We start from the raw sequence: 20,396 nt of genomic DNA, 5'->3' as shown, positions 1-20,396 counted from the left end.
AACAGATCGTTTCGCAGCGACATGACCGCTTGAGCGTGATCGGCAGCCTGGCCGTCTCGCCGCGCCGACGGCAGGTGAAACTGCGTTTTCGCGTGCACGACCACAACGTCCGCACGGCCGACGTGGTGCGTTATCTCAACGCGCTGCATCGCGAGCACCGCGGTTCGATCATCATCGTGCTCGATCGACTCAACGTGCATCGCGCGGCCGTGAAAAAACTGCGGACTCGCGGCGCGAGCTGGCTGTCGGTCGAGTGGCTGCCGCCGTACGCGCCCGATCTGAACCCGGTCGAGGCCCTCTGGAGCCATGCCAAGTACACGGCGTTGGCGAACTTCGTGCCCGACGATGTCGAGCACCTCAACGACGCCGTGATCGAAGCCGTGGGCGACACGCATTTCAACCAGCCCTTGCTACGATCCTTCTCTCACGCAGCCCAGCTCAAGTTATGATCAGGCTCAACAGCGGCACAGGTGGGGGTAACCAGCATCGATTCTCTCAGTGACACTGGTACTGAAAGCGGGAGGGCGTCAGTTTCGGCACATTTTCGTTGACATTGCCCTTTCGCACGATACTCTCTTGCGCTGCGGGGTGGATTCATGGCGGAGGTGCCGCTAATGATCCGAATTCGAGAGTCTCACGGACGCGTTCGCGCGTAATTCCCGTTTTTCGGGATTTCTTCGACTCTCTCGCTCTCGTTCGGATGACGAAGCGTGCCGTGCTGCGCATCGATGTGTGGCGTGCGGCAACGGCTCTTCGTGAAGCAGTGACTTTGTTTTTTTGATCCTTTTATTAAGGCGCGGACTCGCCGTCGCGCAATTGCGCACATACAGCGCGCACAAGGAGTGACTAATGAACGTGAATCGTAGTGTCGTCCTGGCAGTTATCGTCCTCGCCTTCACCAGTTCTGCCTATGCTCAACTCGAAACGATCAGCCCGTTGACGATCAATCCGAGCCAGTCGGTCACCATGGTGTGGCCTAACCTCTTGCCGCCTGATCCTGACTATAAAGAATTGCAATTCATCGGCACCGCGACGACCGTCCCCGGCGCATTTGCCATTCTGCAGATCGATTTCGACTACATCGACAACAATGGCAACAATATCGTAGTCCCGGCACCGATCCCTCAGTTCACCGTCATTGGTGGCCAGGTGAATCCGATTGATACGCTTGTGTACACGATTCCCTTTTGCCCGCAGGTCGTCAGCCTGCATTTGACCAACGTGGCCAATGCTGCGAGCGTGCCACTGACCGTGTCGGGCACCTTCCGCCACGAATGCGTGCCCGTGCCCGAGCCCAGCGGCTTGGCGCTTGCGGTCCTGGGCGGCTTGGGGCTCTGCTGCTGGGGCCGCAAATACCGCCCTAAATGCCCGGCGTGATCAAACGCCGATCAACGCGGGGGACGAGAGTCGCTGCGCAACAGGCTCTCGTCCCCGGGGTGTAGTAGCCTGGCGTCGCGGCGTACGTGCGTGCCAGGTACTCAAGCAGCCTCGTTCGACACAGCGCCCCACGCGCCGGCGCGGCCGGGGGTAGCGCGGTCGCATCCGCCAGGTGGGCGACCGCGGTACCGCCGGTAACGGCATTTCATACAGCGGGGAGCCTCCGGCAAGCGTTCGATCGCTGTCGGCGACGATGCAGATCATGCGAGCGTCCTCAACTTGTTAGCTCGGCTCTCCCGGCACTGCCCCGGCTGCCGGGAGGCTCGAAACCGTCCGTGGTTCTAATCGCAGCGCCTCGTGCGCTGACTTGGTCGCCGGCGCGCCACCCAGCTCAACGACGCCAGGCCGATGCCCGCCAGCACGAACGTCGAGGGCTCAGGCGTGGCCACGATGTTTACGTTGTCGAGCATGGCGTCGAAACCGCCGCCGCCGACTTGCGGATCAGAGAGGTCGCGAAAGCGGAGCGTCGCCGAGCTGCCCGTGGCAAAAAACGCATACAGAAATGGCGAGTAGACGCTTGGCGAGTCGGTCGAGTTCGGGTCGCCGATGCCCGGGGTGCTATCGATCGCAAACTTGTGCAGCAAACGCGAGCCCGCGAAGCCCGCCCCGTCGAAGACTTCGACCTCCAGTCGGGCGACTTGCAGCGGCTGCGAGATCGCGTACTTGCCAAAGTCGAAGGTGAGTGCATACCGCGTGGTTGGCGTGGTGCTGAAGGTCTGCCAGAGATCGGCGTTCGACGGCAGGTTCGCGAAGCTGAAGGCCAGTGCCTTGTTGCCATCGGTCTCTCCCTGCCCGGTCGTGACGGCGAGATTGCCCGTGAACGACCACAGGTTGGGAACCTGAAATGGACCGGAAGCCGTGGTGTTCTCAAAGCTGCCATTGGCAATCACACTCGCAGCCGCCTGGTTCAACACCAGCGCTAGCAATCCCAAGCAAATTGCCCCCACCACACAAAAGCGATTCATGAGCGACTTCTTTCGTAGCAAGGTTGAAAAATGTGCGAATGCAGACCAACAGCGTGATTCAGGCAGCGCTGCGACGTCGCCGTCGGAGCGCAACGACTGCCAAGGAGCACGCGCCCAGCGAGGCCAAGACCAGCGAGCTCGGCTCGGGAATCGTGTGGAATGGCGTCACCACCTCGCGAATCCACACCTGGTAAGATGTCACCGAATTGCCGGTCGAGAACGGACCGCCGGTTAAGCCGTTGACGGGCGTCGAGGGGAGCACGCCGAGCATCGCGCCGCCGGGCGTGTACCAGGGTGCGCCGAAGGCGGTGACCGGTTGCCAAGGCTGACCGAAATTCGCCGCGAGGTTCGCCTCGGTGCCCGGCGTGTGGCCGAACAAGGTCGTCCAGGCACTGAACACCGGCATCGGGTCGTGGAACATGCCCGTATACTTGGCGTGAAACTTCGCCCCGCCGGCGAACGTGATCTCGTGCCGAATTTCGGCGAGCCCTGTGACGGCCAACGGGCTGAAATTGCGGGTATGGCCGAGCGAGGGCACCGGGGCCGCGCCCGTGTTGCTGACGATGTCGCTCGTGGGCGCTTCGCTGCCCGTCACACTGCTGATCGCCAGGCTCCAGCCGCCGCCGAGGACCACTTCATCGGCCCAGGCCTGAAACGGCGCGATCGGACCGGCCAGATCGGGATCCATCCAGTAGGTGCCCGTCGGCGAAGCTGGGTAATCGGTTTTGATCTGCTTCGCCGAAATCGCGGCGTTGGCCATGGTCAGGCCATCGAACGGCGCGGCGCATACCTTTGTCGCGATAGGACTCAAAATGAAACATACCAGACACACAATCTTCCGGGTCATTAGCGATTCTCCCTGCAAGAAATAGACTCGAGCTACAACAACCCGAGCAGATCAGACAGTGCGACGCTGGCGGCACTTGAGACCGACGGCGATCAGCGAGATCAGGCCGAAAGTGGCCAACGCGAACGAGCTTGGCTCAGGGACGGTTGCCACGCGGAACCCGACGAAATTGAACTCGAGCGTCGGGGATGCCACTACGGGATACGTGGACTCCAATTCCACACCGAAGGCGTATACAGATTTGAACGAGCCGCCCCGCCAGACCCGACTCGCGCCTAGCGCCAACGATTCGGTCCACTCCGAGACATTGCCACCTTGGTCGGACGTGCCGTAAAAACTCTCGCTTAGCGGGCCGGCGTTACCGACCGTCGTCACGTTGCCGTTCTGGCCGTTCCAATCTGCACCATTCTCGTAGTTCGCCACCTTGGCCCCCGGGTTGCTGATATTGCCCACGAGGTCGGCCGCGGCAATCGTGGGCAGGCTGTTACTTGCTGTCGGATAGCGCCAGTAATTGTCCACATCGCCCCCCTCCGCAAACGGCTGATAGTAGGCCGCCTTGTACCACTCGTTCTCGCTGGTCAGGAACCAAGTGGCGCCCAGGTTGCGGGCTATGCTCGCGCTGTTCGAGGGCGTGGGTGTGCCTCCCAGCAGTGTGTAGGCGCCGGCTTCGGTGTCGCCCGAGCCTTGGCCGTTGTGGAGCCAGTTGGCAAATCGAATCGAGTCGTACCAACTCACAAAATTCACCGGCTTGTAGGCCATGTTGGGCTTCGTAGTGTACGTGTAGCTACCGCTCGCGCCGCTGCGGGTGATCCCGCCGCGGGCATCGCTGCCCATATTCGTGTTGTAAAGGGCCAGCGGGTCGCTCTTGGCTTTCTCATTGAGAAAGGCGGCGTACTGGGTATTGGTGACTTCGGTGGTGCCAATACGGTAGGAGTAACTGACGCTGCCGCTGCCGGTCCAATCGGCGACATTGTTGAGATTGCCCACCGGCACGGTGTCGATCGTGATTGGCGTGGCCGACGCGGACTGCGGTCCCATGAGCATGGGCGCGATGAGAGCAAGCACCCGGAAAATGAATTGTAAGGTATTGCTGCGGATCATTAGCGTCCCTCCAGTTTGATGGCTTTTTGGCTTCGATTATCGATTGACAGTCGCGGCTCTCCCCGCCAAACAACGTCGCCCGGATGCCGAACCGGAGTGAGAGCCAGCATCCGAGGCGACGTCTTCACAGCGCGGATTCGTGGGGGCGGCTACGATCGTGGGCTGCGGTTCCTTGCAGCCACCACGAATGAGCGAGCAAATCCACGCTGTGCGGAACAGCGCGCGCACCGAGAAGTACCCACACCGTCGGTGCGGCTTCTAAGGTGAGCAATCGATGTCTGCGGTGTGTTCCCACCCCGCCTACTAGCTAGGGCGACATCACCAGCAAGGACTGGACGCCGCCGTCAAGAAAAAAACCAGAAAACACGCGCTTGATTCTGTGCGGCGGTTAGCCAAGATGTGCAACGCACCTCTGCAGCGATGCTTTCGCCCGCGCGCGATCGTGGGCGAGAGGTTCCACGTCCCGGCCCCGATCTCGCCCTAGTGAAATAGATCCTCGTGGCTAGTCGCGACGCCGCACCTCGACCCGATCACGAATCGCGCCAGCCCGAGGCTTGTCGTTGCGGTTCGGCAGATACGCTGCTCCAGCGGGCCCGCGCTGGCTCGCATTCGTCGCTGGGGCTGCTGTTTGAGACATTTCGCGACTATCTGTTGTGCATCGCGCGCGACGAGTTGGCCGATGACCTTCGTCCCAAGATTTCGGCCAGCGACCTGGTACAGCAGACCTTGCTCGAGGCCCATCAGGGATTCCGCCACTTTCAAGGGCAGTCGCCCGAGGAGGTCCAGGCATGGCTCCGCCGAGTGCTGCTGAACAACGTGCTCGACGCGACGAAACAGTTTCGACAGGCCGAGCGTCGGGCCGTGAATCGCGAGGTCTCGGTCGGGGCGGACGATTCGGCCCGCGCCGAGGCACTCGCGTTGATCGACCCGGGACCGTCGCCCAGCTGGCTGGCGGTGGCCGCCGAGGAGCGTCGGTCCTTGATGGCGGCGCTCGACGAATTGCCGGCGCATTACCGCACCGCGATTGTGCTCCGTAACTTGCAATTTCAGACGCACGAACAGGTGGCCAGCGAACTCGGGCTGAGCACCGATGCGGCGCGCAAGCTGTGGGGCCGAGCCATCGTCGCCTTGGCCAAACGGCTGGCCGGCGAAGTCGACACGACGAAGGATGATGAGCACAGCGCCCTCTAGCTTCGATCCGTTCGACGACGCTCGGCCTGATGAGGAAGCGGGACCGGATGAAGCGCTGTTGGCATGGATGGAGTCTACCCACCTGGCGCTGGCGCGCGGGGATCGACTAGGTGACGATCAGACCGACAGCGCGCCCTCAACCTCCGTCGGCCGCGCAACGCAGCGCTGCCTGCAACTGCTCGAACAAGTCCGCCGCAGCGGCGAAACACCCTTGCCAGGCAGTCAAAGGACAAAGGCCCGAACCGCAACAGAGCACGGCCGCACGTCGGACGGCAGCCAAGAACCCAATTGCATCGGACGATTTCGCATCCTTCGCGAACTCGGTCGCGGTGGACAGGGGATCGTGTTTCTGGCGATCGATCCCACGCTCGGACGCCAGGTCGCGCTCAAGGTGCCTCGGCCCGAGGCGTTGGTACTGCCCGAAATCCGCCGTCGATTCATCCGCGAGGCGCAGGCCACGGCACGGCTGACCCATCCCAATATCGTCGCCGTGCACGAGGCGGGTGAGGTAGGCACACTTTGTTACCTGGCCGCCGACTATTGCGACGGGCCGACACTGGCCGCCTGGCTCCGGGCACGCCCGCAGCCCGTCGCCCCGCGCGTGGCCGCTCGACTGATTGCCCAGCTGGTCGACGCGGTCGATTATGCCCATGCCCGTAACGTGATTCATCGCGACCTCAAGCCCGGCAACGTGCTGCTGCAGCGCCGCGGCGCGTCGGGGCAGGGACCCGACGAGTTAAGCAACTACGAACCGCGGCTGACCGATTTCGGCCTGGCCAAATTGTTCGAACAAGACGGCGACGAAACCGCCACGGGGACCATGCTCGGCACGATGGCCTATATGTCGCCCGAGCAAGCCGAAGGGCGCGTACATGAAATCGGGCCGGCTGCCGACATCTTCGCGCTCGGGACGATGCTCTACGAACTGCTCACCGGCCGCACGCCGCATCGCGGGGCGTCCGAAGCCGATACGCTGCGGCGGATCGTCAGCGAAGAGCCACTGGCCCCGCGCCGCTTGCAACCGCGAATCTCGCGCGACCTGGAAGCAATCTGTCTGAAGTGTTTGGAAAAGCAGCCCGAGCGGCGCTATCGTTCCGCTCAATACCTGCGCGAGGACTTGGAGCGATTCCTGCGGGACGAACCGACGCGGGCGCGCCCGTTGCGGCTGAGCGAGCGGCTGACCAAATGGGCCCGGCGGCGACCGGCCGTGGCGGCTCTGGCGATTGTCTCGTGCGTGGCCTTCTTCGCGCTGCTGGCCGCGGGAGCTTGGTACTCGATCCAAATGGCACGGCATGCACGCGAATTGGCCGCAGCGCTCGATACCGCGGAGGCGGGCCAGCGCGAAGCGGTCGAGCAGCGGAAGCGTGCCGAAGAGCAAACGGCCCTTGCTCGAAGCAGCCAGCTGCATACCCGGCGACTGCTGTACGCGGCCGACTTGCATCTGGCGCAACGAGCCTGGTTGAACAACGATCCCCAGCGGGCGCGCGAGCTCCTGACACAATACCTGCCCCAGCTGGGCGAAGCCGATTTGCGCGAATTTGCCTGGCGGTATCTCTGGGACAAATGCAACCGTCCCGTGAAGACCCTGCGTGGGCACCAAGGCAGCGTGTACGGCGTTGCATATGCGCCGGATGGGCACACCGTCGCCTCGGTGGGAGCCGATGCCGTGGTGCGAATCTGGGACGCGGCCAACGGAGACCTGCTCTGCGCCTTGACGGGTCATGAAGGTGAGATCAACAGCCTGGCGTTCTCTCCCGACGGTCAACTGTTGGCGACGGCCAGCGACGACGCGACGGTCTTCCTTTGGGACATCAAGGCTCAATCCCTACATCGAAAGCTGGACGAACCCAAGCACGGCGTATTCGGGTTGGCCTTTTCGCCGGACGGACGGCAGTTGGCCGCCTGTGGCAAAGACAAGGTGATTTATCTGTGGGATGTTGCGCAAGGCACGCTGCTCGCCACGCTGAGCGGCCATCGCGACTTTGTCCAGTCCGTCGCGTTTAGCCCAGACGGCGGCTCGCTGTTTTCAACGAGCGACGATCGCACTGCCCGGCAGTGGGACCTGGCCAACAAGGCTGAGATGCGGACGTGGGCGACCCAGCCGCGGCAGATTGCTGGACTGGCCGTTTCGCACGATGGTCGGCTGCTGGCCATCGCCGGTCGCCAAGGGGTCATCGAGCTTTACGATCTGCGAACCGGTGAGGAACTTTCACCGCTGGTGGGCCATACCGGCGCAGTGCATACGCTTACGTTCTCGCCGGGAGATCGATTGCTGGCTTCCGCAAGCGATGACGCTACCGTGCGAGTCTGGAACACGCACACGAGCACTGAACGCCTGATCTTTGCCGGCCACGGCGATCGCATCTGGTCGACGGCTTTCTCGCCCGACGGTCGCAGCATCGCCACGGCGAGCGCCGATGGCACCGTGAAGCTCAGCCAACTGGGCGAACCGTATGTCGCCTTGAACGAACTACCAATGCAGATTTGGGGAGTGGGGTTTACGACGGCTAGCCAAGCCATCTGGTGTGGTGGACCGGGAGAGCCGGGGCGAATCGTGATCCAGCCGATTTCTCAGGCCAACTGGACAACCATCATCACCGATCAAGACGACCAGAAACTACGGCACGTGCTTCAACAGCCCCGCGATGGCTCGTGGATTGCCCTGTTCGCGACGGGTGAGATGCGCCGGATCTGGATCGAAGGCAATTCCATCCAGCAGCAGGCCGTTGCCCATCACTTGAACGTTCACTCGGTCGCACTCTCGCCCGACGGACGATTCCTCGCGGCGGCAAACCAAGACATCCAAGTCTGGGACACGACCGATTGGAATCTCGTCGCCACCCTGAAGGGCCATTCCGCGGCTGTGCCAGCACTTAAGTTTTCTCCCACGAGCACCTTGCTGGCCAGCGGTGATGTACATGGGGTCATCAAGCTTTGGGAAGTCCCCTTCGACAAGCCGTGTGTAACCTTGCCGCCACAATCGCAGGACGTTCGCGCCTTATGCTTTTCGCCCGACGGCAAACGTCTGGCTTGGGTGGGACACGAACCGACGGTCACGCTCTGGGACCTCGTCGCGCAGCGCCAGCAGCTCGTGCTCGCCGGACACACCGCCCGCTTGACGGCGGTCGCCTGGTCGCCCGACGGTCGCACCGTCGCATCGTCCGGCGATGACAATGTCGTTCGGCTATGGGACCCAGACACGGGGCGGGAGCTCTTGGCGTTGCCAGGTCACACGCAGCGAGTCGACCATCTGGTGTTCTCGCCTGACGGCACCCATCTGCTAAGTTGCGTGGGCGGATCGAATACGGCATTCCTCTGGTGCGCACCTGCAGCCGTTGGCTCGCCGATACCCAAATCGGATGCAGACGCGATCGCTTGGCAGCACAAGATTTCCCCAGAGGATATCCCGGTAGAGCAGGACTCGACGAGATCAGGCGAGACGGCCAGGATCTTGCCGCCAGGTACCTGGCCGAGCTTGATGGATGTCGAGAAGCTGCTCGCCGCCCTGACCGGCTGGTCACGACGGCAGGGACGTCCGCTGGCGATTCCGACCTTCGACAACCGCGAGACGGACGAAGGCGTGCTCGTAGGGGCGATCTCGTTTCCCGGTGCGGTTTTCGATGAGCCGCCTGCAGATCAGGCCAGTGCATCGCGTCGGTTGGAGGACCAGTTTCGCGACGTCGAGGCCTATTGTCAGGCCATGGGGGAGTTCACTGGGTTTCCGAATTTCAATTTTCCCGGTTCACTCACCCGCTTGCCCAGCCAAGGACTCGAACGGCGGTTCGTTGGGGAGCAAGAACTAGGCCCTAGTGATTCGCCCACTGATCTGTTTCGCGAGATTCATCGCTGGGCCAAGCGTCAGGGTTTCGTGGGCGGGTATCCGTCGTTCCTTCAAAACGCTGCAGACGGGCAGCGTCGATTCGAGGCCGTCTTAGTCCCGCCTGCGATCGCTACGGAAATTTGGATTCCAGCCAGCGAGTTGCGTTAGTAGTTCGGTGCGCGAGACGTTTCCGGTTTGCCACCGATCATGGGCCGACCGATCACGAATCGGAAAACACGGTGACGGCGGTGACCCGCCCCCACGAACGATTCCAGGGTTTAAGTGAGAGCTGTCTGTGGTTGTTGTCTCTCAGCCGTGCCGCGGCGGCCACGCTTCGGGGGCCTCGAGTCCGCGTGCACACGTGCTGAAGTATGTGGCTGCAGCACGATCTCGCCCAGGGATGAATTCGCCAGCCAATCGTTTCGATCTTGTGCCCGCTACGCGATCAACTCGGCGACGGTATCGCCGTGCGGGATCAGGTGGATCGGCCGGTTGAAGCGGTCGGGGATCGTCAGCGCTCGGTAATCGAACCCGAGCAGGTGATACATCGTGGCCAGGATGTCCTTCGGATCGGTCGGCCGGCTGATGGGATAGCCGCCCTCGGCATCGGTGGCCCCGATGACCTGGCCGACACGAATGCCGGCGCCGAAGAATAATCCCCAGTAGGCCCCGGCCCAATGCTCGCGGCCGCCGCCCGGCCCGTTGCTCAGCGTGGGCGTGCGACCGTGCTCGCTGATTACCATCACGAGCGTGTCGTCGAGCAAGCCGCGCTCGTGCATGTCGTCGAGAAACGCGGGCAGGATCTGGTCGAACTTCGGCAGCAGGCCGTTCTTGAGCCGGGGATGGTGATTGTGATGCGTGTCCCAGGCGGCATTGTTGTCGGTCCAAGTGTCCCAAAAGACGGTGACGATCTTCACTCCCGCCTCGATTAGCCGGCGCGCGGTGAGTGCTGACTGGCCGAATAACGTGTAGCCGTACCGCTCGCGCGCGGCATCCGTTTCCTGGGTGACGTCCAAGGCGCGGGCCACGCTCGGCTGGGCGATCATCGCATCGGCGACTCGACGGTAGTGATCGAACGTTTCTGCCGACGGACCCCAGCGCCGAGATCCGGTCTCGATCGTCGCCAACAATTGCTGCCGGGCCTCGAAGCGCTTCGGTGACACATCAGGAGGCAACTCGGCGCCGTCGAAGTGGAAGGTGCTCTCAGGCGTAATGCCGTCCCAGGGATCGAAGCGCGTCAGAATCGGGGTCGAACCCTGGATCGAGGGCGAACCTACTTCGAGCGAACCTTCGCCGCGGAAAATCGGAATCACGGGGCTGTAGGAACGCCCCAGCCAGCCCGCGTGATGCTGCCAGCGGCCCGGCCCGGTCTTGGCGTTCAATGCCCAAGGGAGCACCATGTTCACCGGCACACCGGTTTCGAGCATGCTGATGCCGCGCTGCTTCCAGAGATACTCGAGCACCGAACCTATGTAGGGGTAGTGCCGCGGGTCGCTGCCGTTGCCTTCGAGCGCCGGTTCGGATTTCGAGAGGCCCGACAGTGCAACCGACACGGCGTGATTGTTCGACGTGTGGGTCATCGAACGAACCAGCGCACAGCGGTGCAGATTGCGAGCCACGTTGGGCAGATGTTCGCAAACCGCGATGCCCGGCATGCTGGAGGAGATCGGTTTGAACTCTCCGCGCCGCTCGACGGGGGCCCCGGGTTTGGGATCGAGCGTGTCCATCTGGCTCGGCGCACCGTAAAGGTAGAGCACGACGACCGACTTGGCGCGGCCAAATCCGGCCGTGGCCGGCCGCGATTCGCCTGACTGAGCCGGAATCGAACGGCCGGCAAGACCAGCCGCGCCGAGGGCCAAAAGTCCCTGGCCGCCTGCCTTGAGCAGATGCCGGCGGTTGAACTGCGACGAATCGACGATCTCGGACATCGGTGCCATCTCGTTCGATCCCGGGTAACCGACTTCCGCGGCCGGCGTTGAGCGGCATAGCGCCGCTGCTTGACGCGCGGGTGCAGTTATTGTTATGACAGTGCTCGAACAGTGCAAGTGCGCACGCGAACAAAGATGCTTAAGCCGCTATGAGCGAGGCACGATGAAGAAGTCCGAAACGGCGACCGCCGACAAGCTCGGCATTCGCGCTTACCAGGAAATCCGCGCGCAGATTCTCAGCGGTAAGCTCAAACCGGGGCAGCGTCTGTCGCTGCGCAGCGTCGCAGGCTCGCTGGGCGTGAGCATTGCCCCGGTGGGCGAGGCGTTTCGTGAATTGGCCCGCGACGGATTGTTGGAATCGGAGCCGGGCTGGGGGACGCGCGTCCGCCAGTTGACGGTCGAGTCGCTGCGGAGCCAGCATATTCTGCGGATGGCAGTGGAATGCGAGGCAGCACGCCGCTGCTGCGAGCATGCGACCGACGCGCAGTTGGCCGCGCTGGGCGCGCTGGCCGCGGAGCTCGACGAGCGGATCGATCGCGACTCGGCTCCAGAAGACGTTCACGGTCTCGATTCGCAGTTCCATCTCCGCGTTGCCGAGCTGTCGGGCGCGCCGAGCCTGGTCGAGACCTTGCAGGCCAATCAACTCGTGCGCATGTTGGCGCGTGGCAGTGTCTTGGCTTACCACCGCGAGAAGCCGACGCAGCAGCACGTGCTCCTGGCCAACGCAATCAAGGGGCGCGACCCGGACGACGCCGAACGGGCCATGCGAGAACACTGCGAACGCTCGATGCGGCTGCAGTTATCTGCCATGGTGCCGGGCTCCGGCGCGAGTTGAATTTCCACGGACATCATCCCCTTCAGGAGCGTCGCGAACGTGGACAAGCTCATCATCACGGTCACGTGCGATTCGACGATGGCCTATCCGAGCAATCCGCACAACCCGACTCCGAAGGGCTACGATGAAGTGGCCCGCGAGTATGTGCGGGCCGTTCATGCGGGGGCGAGCATCTGTCATCTGCACGGTCCCTACACGATCGACGAGACGATCCGGCCCGATGGAACTCGGCTCTCCGACCTCGATATTCCCGGCTGGGGGAAGCTCCAGCGCGACATCGTCGAGGGCTGTGGCCGGACGCGGCCGATCATTCAATTCGGCATCGCCAACGGCCGATTTCCCCAGCGCAAGGAGTTGATGCGGGAATACCGTCCGGAGATGATCTCGACCTGCTTCAACCCGCACGACGAGTGTTTCGACTATGAACCGGGCTGCGAGCCGGTCGAACTGTACGGGCTGCACAACCGGCCCGAGCTCGAGGAATACTGCCAGACGACCGCCGAGCTTGGCGTGAAGATCGAGGCAGAATGCTTTCACTATGGCGGCGTGTGGAACGCCCAGCGGATGGTCGCAAAGGGCCTGCTGAAGCCGCCGGTGTGGATTACGTTTTTTCTCGGTTGGCGCGGGGGCAGCTATACGCCGCCCACGGTCGAGGCGATGCTCTACAATCACCACCACTTGCCCGGCGGCTTCCTGTACAACACCAGCGTCATGGACCCCGAGCGGCAATGGCCCATTTTGGCGACGGCCATCATTCTCGGCGGCCACGTCCGTGTGGGCATGGAGGACAATCCGTTCTTGGCGCCCGGGGAATACGCGCGGAGCAACGCCGAGCTCGTGGAGAAGATCGTACGGATTGCTCGTGAGTTGGGTCGCGAGATCGCGTCGCCCGACGAGGCCAGGAAGATCATCTGGCCCGCGGCGGCGTAGGCCGTTCCCGCGAAGGCGGACAGACAGCATGTCGTTCAAGCTTGCCGACGTGGCGTGTGGAAGTCTGCGGGCATCGCGCCGCCGTTGGCTGCAATTCGGGCTCTTGGGCGCCTGGGCGGCGACTTGGAGACCGGCGGCCGAGGCGGCGACGGTCGTGCCGCCGCGCTTCGGGCGTGCCAAGCGCTGTATCCTGGTGTTCCTCAACGGCGGCCCGTCGCAGTTGGATACGTGGGACATGAAGCCCGCGGCCCCGGCGGAAATCCGCGGCGAGCTGCTGCCGATTGCGACCAGCGTGCCTGGGATCCAAGTCGCTGAGTTGTTCCCTCAACTCGCGCGGCACGTCGACAAGCTCAAGATCGTGCGCAGCGTGACCCACACGGCGTCGGTCCATACGACGGGCGTGTATACGATGCTCACCTGCTCGCATCACCCCACGCCGATGGTCGATCAAACCCGGGCCGCCCCGACGGATCATCCGCACCTGGGCAGCGTCGTCGCGCGGCATCGCGGCTGGCGCGGCGCCATGCCCCCGTTTTTCTGCCTGCCGATGTACTTCCAGGCGCCGCCGGTCGAAGGTATCTGGCCGGGCCAGAATGCCGGCTTCCTCGGGCGTCCATACGATCCGTTCGTCGTTACCGGCGACAAGGCGACGGCCCGGTTTACGGCGCCGGCCCTAGAGCTGCCGGGTGATTTGTCGCCGGCGCGCTTGCAGGGACGCCGCCAACTCTGGAACCGCCTCGACGAGCCGCCCGATCTTGATGCCCACCTGCCGATGGTCCCGGATACGCGGCCTGTTTGGGAGCAGGCGTTCGCGATGCTGGGCGACGCGAAGGTGGAGCAGGCCCTCGACCTGTCGCGCGAGCCCGAGAGCGTGCGCGCGCGTTACGGCGATCATTTATTTGGCCAGGGCTTGCTTTTGGCCCGCCGGCTGGTCGAGGCGAGCGAGTCGTTCGTGACCGTCAACTGGGTCGACCCGACCCCGGCCGGCCCAGGTGGCGGGGAATACGACTCGCATGGGCGGCTCTATTGGCACATGCGCAATCGCCTCGCGGCGCCGACCGACCAAGCGCTCTCGGCCTTGATCGCCGATCTCTGGGACCGTGGCCTGCACGAGGACACGCTGCTGATCGTGATGAGCGAGTTCGGCCGCTCGCCGCGGTTGAACGCCGATGCGGGCCGCGATCACTGGCCCGCCGCACAGTCGATACTCCTCGCCGGGGCGGGCGTGAGCGGTGGAGCGGTTCACGGCGCCACCGACCGGCACGCTGCACACCCTGTGTCCGACCCGATCACGCCACCTGATCTGGGGCAATCGATATTGCACCTCTTGGGTGTCCCGGCCGACCTGGAATTGCATGACCAGCAAAGGCGGCCGATGCCGGCCTCGCGGGGGCAAGTCGACGGTGCCCTGATTTCCTGACCCGTTGCTCCACACAGGATCGCTCATTCGTGGCCTGCATCAACGCCGTCAGCTTTCGCACTTATCCCGGCATCGAAGCGATCTGCCGGGCCGTACGCCAGGCAGGCTACGACGCGCTGGAGGTCTCGCGCCCGCATTTCTACGAGACACTTACGACACCCGAGACACGGGCAGCGCTGGCGCGCTATTGTGCGTCGTTGGGGCTGAGCCTGCGCGGCTTCGACTGCTGGGTCGAGGTCGAGCCGTTTACGGCGTTTGCCGAAACGGTGCGCGAGTTTGAGTGTGCGTGCGAATTCGCCGCCGCCTGCAAGCTGGGGCTGATCGTCAGCCACGATTCCTGGGCGCACACCAACGGCGAGCGCACGGCACACGCCGTCTGGGAAGCGAATGTACGGCTGTTTCGCGAAGTCGCCGAGCGCGCCGCGGCATCCGGTCTGGTCCTGGTCTTCGAACCGCACCCTGATACGTTGAGCATGGACGATGCGTGGTGCACGGAGTTCATCGACGCGATCGCCGAGCAATCGCCCGGGGCTCAGGTTGGCATCCTGTACGATACGTGCCACTACGGCGTAGGGCAGCCCGACACCTATCTTCGGGCGATCGAGCGGCTCGGACATCGCATCCGGCATGTGCATTTTGCCGACGGCGATCGCCGGACTTATGCCCTCCACCTGCCGGTCGGCGACGGGTGCCTGGATCTGGCAGCGGCGACGGCGACGCTCAAGCAAATCGGTTTTCGTGGCACGCTGACCTGCGACCTTTACAACTATCCGTTGCTCGAAGACGGCGCCGCGCGCAGCCTCGATTCCATTCGCCAGGTCGAGCAGCAACTGGGGCTGAGCCGATGATGGCCGCCGTATTGCGAGAGTTCGGCCAACCGCTGGAGATCACCGACTGGCCCGATCCCCGGCCCGGCCCCCGCGACGCGATCGTCCGCGTCATGGCCTGCGGCATCGACGGCACCGATCTGAAGTTGCTGGGCGGCTTTGGTTACACGCCCGAGCTGCCGTTCATCATGGGACACGAGCCGGCGGGGGTCGTCGAGGAGATCGGCTCAGAGGTCACCGAGGTTCGCTGCGGCGACCGCGTCGTGCCATACATTTTCATGATTCCGCCAGGGAGCCCCTGGTACGGTTCGCCGAGCGAGCAGCTATGCCCCGAGATGACGGGAGTGATCGGCGTGAAGAACGTGCCCGGCGGCTATGCCGAGCGGCTGCGGGTCCCCGCGGCGCAATTGACCCGGCTGCCCGATTCGATCGCCTGGGCCGACGCGGCCGTGCTGTGCGACGCGGGGCTCACGGCCTGGCATGCGGTGCGCCGGGCGCAGCTTGAATCCGGCGAAGCGGTGCTTGTCATCGGTGTCGGCGGCGTGGGGTCGTTCGTGGTGCAATTTGCCCGGCTGGCCGGCGCCGAGGTGATCGCCGTCGAGAAGCACGTCGCTAAGCTCGACTGGGCGCGGTCGCTCGGCGCGGAACGCGTGATCGACGGGTGCCAAGAGGACGTGCCCCAGTGCGCACGACAATTGGCGGGTGCCGGCGGGGTAGACTGCGTGTTGGACGTCGTCGGTAGCGCGGAGTCGATCGCCTGGGCGATCGAGTCGCTGCGTCCAGGCGGACGGCTGGTCTTGGTCGGCTACACCCCCGACGCTTATCCGCTTTCGCCCAAGCGGTTCGCACAAAATGAATGGCGCCTGATCGGATCGCGGGGAGGGACGCGGCGCGACCTCCAGGCCGTGGTCGATCAGGTCGCCGCCGGCCGAGTGCGATCGATCGTCACCCGGTCGCGCCGCCTGCTCGAGGTCAACGAGGCGCTTACCAGCCTGCGCGAGGGCCAGGTGCTGGGGCGAACGGTGCTGGAAGTTCATTCACCCGATACGACTCGATGACACCCAATCCAGTCAAACAATTGCTCCAGGGTGGACGCCCGGTCATCGGTAGCGAGATCTCCCGGTTCCGTGCGGCCGACATTTCGCGAATCTATGCGCGCGCGGGCTTCGATTTTGTCTTCATCGACATGGAACACACGTGTTTCAACCTGGAGACGGTGGCCGACATAATCGAAGCGGCGCGCGGTGCGGGAATCGTGCCGATCGTCCGCGTGCCCCAGGCGGAGTATGTACACGTCGCACGCGTGCTCGATTGCGGTGCCCAGGGGATTATCGTGCCGAGGGTCAATACGGTGGCGGAAGTCCAGCAGATTGTCAGTTGGACGCGCTATCCGCCGCTAGGCATCCGCGGCTATGCGAGCACTTCGGCCCAGACCGGTGGTCAGCCGATTGGGGCCGAGGCCTTTATCGAGGCCAATCACCGTTCGACGCTCGTGGTAATCCAGATCGAACGCCGCGAGGCCGTGGAGAATCTCTCCGCCATGCTGGCCGTCGACGGCGTCGACGTGGCCTGCTTGGGGTTGATGGATTTGTCGGTCGACTTGGGCATCCCGGGCCAGGTCGACCATCCATCGATGCTCGCGGCCGTGCAGCGCGTCGTCGACGTAGCTCGCGAGCACCGAGTTGCCTCCGGCGTGATTACCGCCTGTCGAGAAACGATTGCCCGCTGGGTAGGACAGGGGGTGCGATTCGTCTCCTATGCTACGGATGAGATCCTGCTCGAACGGGCGGCCCGAGCGACCGCGGCCGATCTGCGCGGGCTCGTTGCTCAGGAGCCGTCGAGTTGACTGCGCCTCAATCCACCAGCGAGCCATCGCAAACAGGCCAGCGCCCCCCGTCGAGCCTGAGCGGCCTGCTGGCAGCGGTCGGCCCCGGCATCGTCGTGACGGGGTCGGTGATTGGCTCGGGCGAGTTGATCAACACGCCCATCCAAGCGGCGCGATTCGGCTTCGTGTTGCTGTGGGCCGTGATGCTCTCCTGCGTGCTCAAGTATTTCTTGCAGGTCGAGATTGGGCGTCATGCCCTGGTCCACAACCGGACGCCCTTCGACGCGCTCAATGCCCTGCCCGGTCCCAAGTGGCGAGGTACGTCGTGGATCGGGCCGATCTTCGTCGCCGGATCGGTGCTGACCGCCGCCAGCCTGGTCGGAATCCTCCGCGCCTCGGCCGGGATGTTCCATGAATTGTGGCCGTTGCCGGTGGCCGCTGGCCGCTCGGTCGACCTCTGGTGCGGCATCGTGTTCGCCGCGGCATTCGCGCTGCTGTGGCGAGGAACCTATCAGCGCATCGAGATGATCGTGACCATCCTCGTCGGCGGATTCAGCCTGAGCGTCGTCGTGGGGCTGTTGTTGATCCAGGGGACCGAGTACCGCATCTCGCCCCGGGAACTGTTCTCCGGGTTGACCTTCTCTCTCGGCGAGCAGAACCGCGCAGGGGCCGCGATCGCCGTGGTCAGCCTGATGGGAGCGCTCGGCGCGACCGGAAACGAGCTGTTCATGTACCCCTATTGGATTCTCGAAAAAGGCTACGGCCACTCGCTGGGCTCGAAGGACGACCCGAACTGGGTCTCACGGGCCCGGGGGTGGATTCGCGTCTTGCAGCTCGATGTCGGCATCTGCACGCTTCTGGCGACGGTGACCACGCTCGGCTATTTCCTGATTAGTGCCGCCGTGTTCTTCGGCCGCCCTACACCGGCGGGCGACGATGTCATCACCAAGCTCTCGGCCATGTATACGAACACTTTTGGCCAGTGGTCCAGAAGCGTGTTTCTGCTCGGCGCGCTTTGCACGCTGCTCTCGACCTTGATCGTGGCCACCGCGGCGTTTGGTCGTATGTGGTGCGACATGTTCGTCAGCCTCGGCTGGCTGGCGCGCGACAACCAACGGGCCTGGAACCGCACGATCCGGGCGATTCAGGCGATCTACCTGGTGACTTGCCTGGCCATTGCGATTCTGGCCGGCAGAGAGCCTGCCAGCTTCGTCATCTTCGGGCAGTATGTCTCTGGCCTGTTCGGCACGCCGCTGCTGATGCTTGCAATCTGCGCAATGGCCTTTCGCACCGATCGTCGCGTGCGGATGGGGAGACTCGGCGCGATACTGCTCGTGGCATCGGTTGTCGTTTTCGCCGCCTGTGTGATCGGCAGCGTATTCTTGCAGTTCACGGGAGGGCGATAGCCGGACAACATCGCCGGCCGCAGCAGTCCATGCCCACCGTTCACGCTGAAACCCTGCTGCAACTCGCCGTGCGCGTACTCCGCGCAGCGGGGGCTACCGAGGTCGAAGCTGACATCGTCGGCCCTCACCTGGTCGAAGCCAATCTCGTCGGTCACGATTCGCACGGCGTCATGCGCGTCTTGCAATATGTGCAAGCGATCGAGCGCGGGGCGATCGAGCCAGGGGCCGAGGTAAGCGTCGTGAACGATTGGCCGACCGGCGCAGTGCTCGACGCGCGGGGCGTCTTTGGGCAGGTCGCCTGCCGGAGCGCCATGGAGCAGGCAATCGACAAGGCGCGCCCAGCCGGGCTGGCCGCACTGACGATCCGGCATGCGAACCACACCGGGCGTCTGGGGGCCTACGTCGCCCAGGCCGCCGCGGCAGGGATGATTGGCATGGCGATGGTCAATGGTGGCGGAGGCGGCCAGTGGGTGACTCCGTTCGGCGGTCGCGGGCGGCGACTGTCGACCAATCCAGTCGCCATCAGCGCGCCTTCCGCTGGTCCGTTCCCCATCGTGCTCGATATCAGCACGAGCGTTGCGCCCGAGGGCAAGGTGCGCGATTGCCTGCAGCGCAATCAGCCGGTCCCCGACGGTTGGCTGGTCGATCACGAGGGGCGACCCACGAACGATCCGCGCGAGTTGTACACCACACCGGGGGGCGCCCTGTTGCCGTTCGGCGGGTCGGCTGGGCACAAGGGGTTCGGCCTGGCCTTTCTGGTCGATGTGTTCGCCGGCGCGCTGTCGGCCGCCGGCTGCCCGAGGGCCGAAATCACGACGCAAGACCACGGTTCCGGCGTGTTCCTGCTGGTGATCGACATTGCCCGGTTCTCCCCGCTGACCGATTTCACGCACTGCGTCCACGAGCTGGCCGAGTACTGCAAGACGTCGCCGCCGGCGGTCGGATGCAGCGAGGTCCTCGTCCCTGGAGAGTTCGAATACCGGGCCCGGCAACAGCGCGAGCGTGCCGGCATCGCCGTGCCCGACGACGTGTGGCGCGATTTGGTTGCGCTGGCAAATCAACTCGGAGTCCCTAACGAAGAGGAGCGTTAAAACATGCTCAAGCGACACAGCCTGGTAGGGCCGGCATTATTCGGGGCTTCGTTGGCCGCAGTACTGGTCGTATGGGGGCCCGCAAGGCCGGCGCATCTGTCGGGCGCGGCCGGGGCCCACGAACCGGATCGCGCCGGGGAAACGCCGATCGGAACCCGCTGGTGGCCGTCGAAATGGGGCGCAGACGACCAGCGCGGCGCCGGCAACCTGTTGACCCCGGAGAAGGTCTTGCAGGCCACGCGGTTGATCAAGACTGGCAAGGCTTTTCAGCTCGGCCGCGTCTACGAACGCGACATGCCGACCTTTCCGCACCGCACCTTTCGCTTGACGATCCCGGCCTTTCGAGCCGCGCCGCGCGGCGACAACATGCAGGTGGGCCGCGACGAGTTTTTCGTCGGCGAAATCGGCCAGATGGGCACGCAGCTCGATGGGCTGGGACATGTCGGCGTGCGATTGCCAGAAGGCGACACCTGGTACAACGGGCTCACCTCGGCCGAGATCGAGGACGCCTACGGGCTCACGAAGCTCGGGATTGAAAACGCCGGGGTGTTCTTTACTCGCGGCGTATTGATCGACGTGGCGACCCATCGCCAATCGGATCGGCTGCCGGTCGGGTACGAGATATCGCTGGCTGATGTGCGGGGCGCCCTCGAGCGGCAAAAGGTGAGTATCGGCCGTGGCGACATCGTGCTCATCCGTACCGGGCACTCGAAGCTGTGGATCAAGGACAACGAGACTTACAACTCGGGCGAACCGGGTCTCGGCCTCGAGGC

17 protein-coding genes are annotated in these 20,396 nt (G+C 64.1%); 13 read left to right on the top strand and 4 right to left on the bottom strand.

The window, feature by feature from the left end; all coding sequences use genetic code 11:
* Positions 1-449: transposase (locus tag K1X74_22195; protein MBX7169063.1), on the top strand; the 449-nt coding region annotated here is incomplete at its 5' end.
* A 400-nt stretch (positions 450-849) separates the two neighbouring features.
* Positions 850-1,377, top strand: a complete 528-nt coding sequence (locus K1X74_22190) for a hypothetical protein (protein MBX7169062.1) — start codon at positions 850-852, stop codon at positions 1,375-1,377.
* Between the two features lie 341 nt (positions 1,378-1,718).
* Here K1X74_22190 and K1X74_22185 read toward each other — a convergent pair whose 3' ends face one another.
* From K1X74_22185 to K1X74_22175, 3 genes are all read right to left on the bottom strand, one after another.
* On the bottom strand, positions 1,719-2,402 hold the full coding sequence (locus K1X74_22185; GenBank protein ID MBX7169061.1) for a PEP-CTERM sorting domain-containing protein: 684 nt from the start codon (positions 2,400-2,402) through the stop codon (positions 1,719-1,721).
* 58 nt (positions 2,403-2,460) lie between these two features.
* Positions 2,461-3,162, bottom strand: coding sequence for a PEP-CTERM sorting domain-containing protein (locus K1X74_22180; protein ID MBX7169060.1), 702 nt, complete (start codon positions 3,160-3,162; stop codon positions 2,461-2,463).
* Between the two features lie 138 nt (positions 3,163-3,300).
* Positions 3,301-4,350 (bottom strand): formylglycine-generating enzyme family protein, encoded by a 1,050-nt coding sequence (locus K1X74_22175; GenBank protein ID MBX7169059.1) that lies wholly within the window; start codon positions 4,348-4,350, stop codon positions 3,301-3,303.
* A 498-nt stretch (positions 4,351-4,848) separates the two neighbouring features.
* Between K1X74_22175 and K1X74_22170 the strand changes: the two genes are divergently transcribed.
* The gene (locus K1X74_22170) at positions 4,849-5,541 is read left to right on the top strand and encodes an RNA polymerase sigma factor (protein ID MBX7169058.1); all 693 of its coding nucleotides are present in this window, start codon (positions 4,849-4,851) and stop codon (positions 5,539-5,541) included.
* A 343-nt stretch (positions 5,542-5,884) separates the two neighbouring features.
* A complete protein-coding gene (locus K1X74_22165; GenBank protein MBX7169057.1) occupies positions 5,885-9,529 on the top strand; it encodes a serine/threonine protein kinase in 3,645 nt (1,214 codons plus the stop codon).
* A 269-nt stretch (positions 9,530-9,798) separates the two neighbouring features.
* On the opposite strand, the gene K1X74_22160 is transcribed toward K1X74_22165, so the two are convergent.
* Positions 9,799-11,289 (bottom strand): DUF1501 domain-containing protein, encoded by a 1,491-nt coding sequence (locus K1X74_22160; GenBank protein MBX7169056.1) that lies wholly within the window; start codon positions 11,287-11,289, stop codon positions 9,799-9,801.
* Between the two features lie 163 nt (positions 11,290-11,452).
* Here K1X74_22160 and K1X74_22155 point away from each other — a divergent pair, with 163 nt between their 5' ends.
* From K1X74_22155 to K1X74_22115, 9 genes are all read left to right on the top strand, one after another.
* Positions 11,453-12,124 carry a GntR family transcriptional regulator gene (locus K1X74_22155; protein ID MBX7169055.1) on the top strand — a complete coding sequence of 224 codons (672 nt, stop codon included), beginning with the start codon at positions 11,453-11,455 and terminating at the stop codon, positions 12,122-12,124.
* 39 nt (positions 12,125-12,163) lie between these two features.
* The gene (locus K1X74_22150; protein ID MBX7169054.1) at positions 12,164-13,054 is read left to right on the top strand and encodes a 3-keto-5-aminohexanoate cleavage protein; all 891 of its coding nucleotides are present in this window, start codon (positions 12,164-12,166) and stop codon (positions 13,052-13,054) included.
* A 28-nt stretch (positions 13,055-13,082) separates the two neighbouring features.
* On the top strand, positions 13,083-14,474 hold the full coding sequence (locus K1X74_22145) for a DUF1501 domain-containing protein (GenBank protein ID MBX7169053.1): 1,392 nt from the start codon (positions 13,083-13,085) through the stop codon (positions 14,472-14,474).
* 29 nt (positions 14,475-14,503) lie between these two features.
* Complete coding sequence (locus K1X74_22140; GenBank protein ID MBX7169052.1) at positions 14,504-15,322, top strand: sugar phosphate isomerase/epimerase; 819 nt, start codon at positions 14,504-14,506, stop codon at positions 15,320-15,322.
* On the top strand, positions 15,319-16,359 hold the full coding sequence (locus K1X74_22135; protein MBX7169051.1) for a zinc-binding dehydrogenase: 1,041 nt from the start codon (positions 15,319-15,321) through the stop codon (positions 16,357-16,359). Before K1X74_22140 ends, K1X74_22135 begins: the two co-directional genes overlap by 4 nt.
* Positions 16,356-17,147 carry a hypothetical protein gene (locus K1X74_22130; GenBank protein MBX7169050.1) on the top strand — a complete coding sequence of 264 codons (792 nt, stop codon included), beginning with the start codon at positions 16,356-16,358 and terminating at the stop codon, positions 17,145-17,147. The genes K1X74_22135 and K1X74_22130 overlap by 4 nt, the downstream gene beginning before the upstream one ends.
* Positions 17,144-18,532: an Nramp family divalent metal transporter gene (locus tag K1X74_22125; protein ID MBX7169049.1), complete on the top strand. Its 1,389-nt coding sequence runs from the start codon at positions 17,144-17,146 to the stop codon at positions 18,530-18,532. Before K1X74_22130 ends, K1X74_22125 begins: the two co-directional genes overlap by 4 nt.
* Positions 18,533-18,561: 29 nt before the next feature.
* On the top strand, positions 18,562-19,623 hold the full coding sequence (locus K1X74_22120; GenBank protein MBX7169048.1) for an Ldh family oxidoreductase: 1,062 nt from the start codon (positions 18,562-18,564) through the stop codon (positions 19,621-19,623).
* Between the two features lie 3 nt (positions 19,624-19,626).
* A partial coding sequence (locus tag K1X74_22115) for a cyclase family protein (GenBank protein MBX7169047.1) occupies positions 19,627-20,396 on the top strand: 770 nt, incomplete at its 3' end.

The sequence above is a fragment of the Pirellulales bacterium genome, from assembly GCA_019694435.1.
Lineage (GTDB): Bacteria > Planctomycetota > Planctomycetia > Pirellulales > JAEUIK01 > JAIBBZ01.
This window is presented reverse-complemented; position numbering and strand designations above follow the sequence as displayed.

What these genes read in the sequence shown, in the direction of transcription:
- K1X74_22135 (MBX7169051.1), top strand. Translation starts at nt 15,319, where the DNA reads ATGATGGCCGCCGTATTGCGAGAGTTCGGCCAACCGCTGGAGATCACC.
- K1X74_22180 (MBX7169060.1), bottom strand. Translation starts at nt 3,162, where the DNA reads ATGGCCAACGCCGCGATTTCGGCGAAGCAGATCAAAACCGATTACCCA.
- K1X74_22185 (MBX7169061.1), bottom strand. Translation starts at nt 2,402, where the DNA reads ATGAATCGCTTTTGTGTGGTGGGGGCAATTTGCTTGGGATTGCTAGCG.
- K1X74_22120 (MBX7169048.1), top strand. Translation starts at nt 18,562, where the DNA reads ATGCCCACCGTTCACGCTGAAACCCTGCTGCAACTCGCCGTGCGCGTA.
- K1X74_22155 (MBX7169055.1), top strand. Translation starts at nt 11,453, where the DNA reads ATGAAGAAGTCCGAAACGGCGACCGCCGACAAGCTCGGCATTCGCGCT.
- K1X74_22190 (MBX7169062.1), top strand. Translation starts at nt 850, where the DNA reads ATGAACGTGAATCGTAGTGTCGTCCTGGCAGTTATCGTCCTCGCCTTC.
- K1X74_22145 (MBX7169053.1), top strand. Translation starts at nt 13,083, where the DNA reads ATGTCGTTCAAGCTTGCCGACGTGGCGTGTGGAAGTCTGCGGGCATCG.
- K1X74_22160 (MBX7169056.1), bottom strand. Translation starts at nt 11,289, where the DNA reads ATGTCCGAGATCGTCGATTCGTCGCAGTTCAACCGCCGGCATCTGCTC.
- K1X74_22175 (MBX7169059.1), bottom strand. Translation starts at nt 4,350, where the DNA reads ATGATCCGCAGCAATACCTTACAATTCATTTTCCGGGTGCTTGCTCTC.
- K1X74_22130 (MBX7169050.1), top strand. Translation starts at nt 16,356, where the DNA reads ATGACACCCAATCCAGTCAAACAATTGCTCCAGGGTGGACGCCCGGTC.